The following is a 2,410-nucleotide window of genomic DNA, read 5'->3' on the forward strand; positions in this document are numbered from 1 at the left end:
AGATATAGAAATGTTGGTGGATTATGAAAAACAATCCATTAGAAAAAAATCAGATATGACCTATCTCACAACACAAATAGAAAGAATCAAAAAAGAAATAGAGTCTATTGAAAATAGAAATCCTAAAATAACAAAAGAGTATCTAGAAAAGAAAATCATGATATACAGATTGTATAAATATAACTTAGATAAACAATATTCCTGTTATGAAAAAGTTATGCATGCATGTTAGGAGGAAGCATTTATGGATAATATGAAAGATGTGATTTTAGAAGCAGTAGAAATGAATGGGATAGAGAATGTGGTTATGCCTTTAATGAATGAAATCTTTTTGTCTTTTACTGATATTGCAGGAACACGTTATGTAGATAACCAGGATGTATTTAAGAAACTAGAGAAGAATGACCCTCTTCTATTAGAAAGAGAAGCAGATAATAAATATGATAGTAATGCGATTAAGGTGCTTACAATAGATGGTGAAAAGCTTGGGTATATTCCTAAGAGGGATAATAGTATTTTTACTCGACTAATGGATGCAGGTAAGATACTTCACGCAAGAGTATACTCATGTTATGAGGCTGATTATTGTCATTGGCATGTTTCTATTAAAATCTGTATGATGGATTTCTAGTTATTCACAGAATAAAGAATATAATAAGTGATACATAGTCATTACATGATAATATCATGAATATAGTGATCGATTCCTTCTCTATGAGAAAAGTCATATTGTCTATCTAATGTATGGAAATAGTTTCTTATATTTTCCTCTATAATAGGTTCATGAGAAGGAACAGTTCCTTCATAGCCTTTTCTAGCTGATATCCAAGGATCCTGTGTATGAGTGATTGTTTCTAATACTTTAGTGCTATAGAGACCATATGTATGAATAACTAAATCAATCACATGACATTCTTCTTCACTTAATGTATTCTCTAATTCTTCAAAGAGTACAAATCGATCATCATCAATAGGATTAAAACTGAACTGCTTGAATAAATGATAAACATCAGGATAGACAGGGCCATGAACCCATGCCTGTGAATGTTCTATAAACATAGGATGATCATATAAGGCATAAGAGGTTCCCTGAATTAAATAAAGAAGTTTTTGCAGCATCAATGGTGTAACTTCATTTAATCCTTTAAATAAATATGCGATAACCTGTCTCATCTTATCTGATAATACAAATAATTCTTGTAGATTACTCACTGCTTCTTGTGATTTCTTATAAGAAGCTGGAGTAATCTTATTTTTATTTTCCTGTAATTTCTTATCAAAATAATCAGGAGAAAGTAAAGCTTTTTTCATGATATTGGAATACTCAAGAGAAGGCACCTGCCCATCTAGATATCTTTTAATAGTCACTTCACCAAAACCAAGAACTAATGCGAGTGGTCCTTTCCCAATATCATATATCTTTAATAATCTGTTAATATTTTCGATAGTAATTAGATTTTCCTTTTCTCTATATTGTGAATCTATTTCTTTAACATTTAAATCTAGTAAACCAGGTAGAGATATTTCTTCACCACATTCATTACATACTGCAACAGTAATTAAGAAAGTATATTCCTTATCTTTAATAACTTTTCTGATTTCCTGTTTCTTCAATGTATAGGTTGTTTCTTTTCTGCAATTTGTACAATAAGTGTGCTTCATGTTCTTATCTCCTTTATGATATGATTTTTATTATTTCGTATCATTATTATAATATGAGTATAATAGAAAATCATCAAAAAAGATACTAAGAGTAACTAACAACTGTTATCTTAGATATAGTAGGATGATAACATTAAAAAAATAGTGGCTTATTATTCTGAAGCAAATTTATCATGTTTCTTTCTCTAATGATTTCAATTACTATATCTTAATCATTCGTACCTGTAAACCACTCAATCTCGTTATCCGCAGTCTTTAAAATGTCGCATTGTTCAATACCATACCAGATCTGTCTCGCTGCAAGATCTTCACTTTCACATAAAGGTGGTTTTAGATTAGGGTCAAAAGAAATGATCTTATTCTTCTTTTTGTCATAATCAATCATCGCATAAGTAGAGAATCTGACTGGTTCATCCATCATAGATAAAGAACCAAAGTGGAAGATACGGCAGTTATCAATTAATTCGTAATTCACTTCGTCTTCCCTAAGCATCATACCTGCGCCTGGCTTTCTATAAAAAGAGAAGCTGCGATCTCCTGTTTCATCATTATCTACAAAAGCAAGTGTTGTTTTTGCATCTGAATCCATTACAAGACCTATAGAATCAATCTTTTGTTCTGAGATTGTATTCTTTAATAGTTTTCCAAACTCATCATTTCCTACTTTTCCAATAAATGCGGTTTTATAACCTAATTTTCCAAGCATAGCAAGTACATTACAAGGCGCGCCTCCTGGATTGGCTTCATA

The 2,410-nt window shown here is 30.8% G+C and carries 4 protein-coding genes; 2 read left to right on the plus strand and 2 right to left on the minus strand.

The features are described 5' to 3' along the window. Positions 1 to 232: hypothetical protein (locus B2S90_RS07820; protein ID WP_286696832.1), on the plus strand; the 232-nt coding region annotated here is incomplete at its 5' end. Between the two features lie 12 nt (positions 233 to 244). Then, entirely contained in the window at positions 245 to 631 is a 387-nt protein-coding gene (locus B2S90_RS07825) for an HIRAN domain-containing protein (RefSeq protein WP_279068532.1), read from the plus strand. A 41-nt stretch (positions 632 to 672) separates the two neighbouring features. Here B2S90_RS07825 and B2S90_RS07830 read toward each other — a convergent pair whose 3' ends face one another. Together B2S90_RS07830 and B2S90_RS07835 are read right to left on the minus strand one after the other, a co-directional pair. After that, positions 673 to 1,662: a type II toxin-antitoxin system antitoxin SocA domain-containing protein gene (locus tag B2S90_RS07830; RefSeq protein WP_279147587.1), complete on the minus strand. Its 990-nt coding sequence runs from the start codon at positions 1,660 to 1,662 to the stop codon at positions 673 to 675. 208 nt (positions 1,663 to 1,870) lie between these two features. Further along, positions 1,871 to 2,410: PfkB family carbohydrate kinase (locus tag B2S90_RS07835; RefSeq protein WP_286696833.1), on the minus strand; the 540-nt coding region annotated here is incomplete at its 5' end.

The sequence above is a fragment of the Catenibacterium sp. UBA627 genome (assembly GCF_002299355.1).
GTDB lineage: Bacteria > Bacillota_I > Bacilli_A > Erysipelotrichales > Coprobacillaceae > Catenibacterium > Catenibacterium mitsuoka.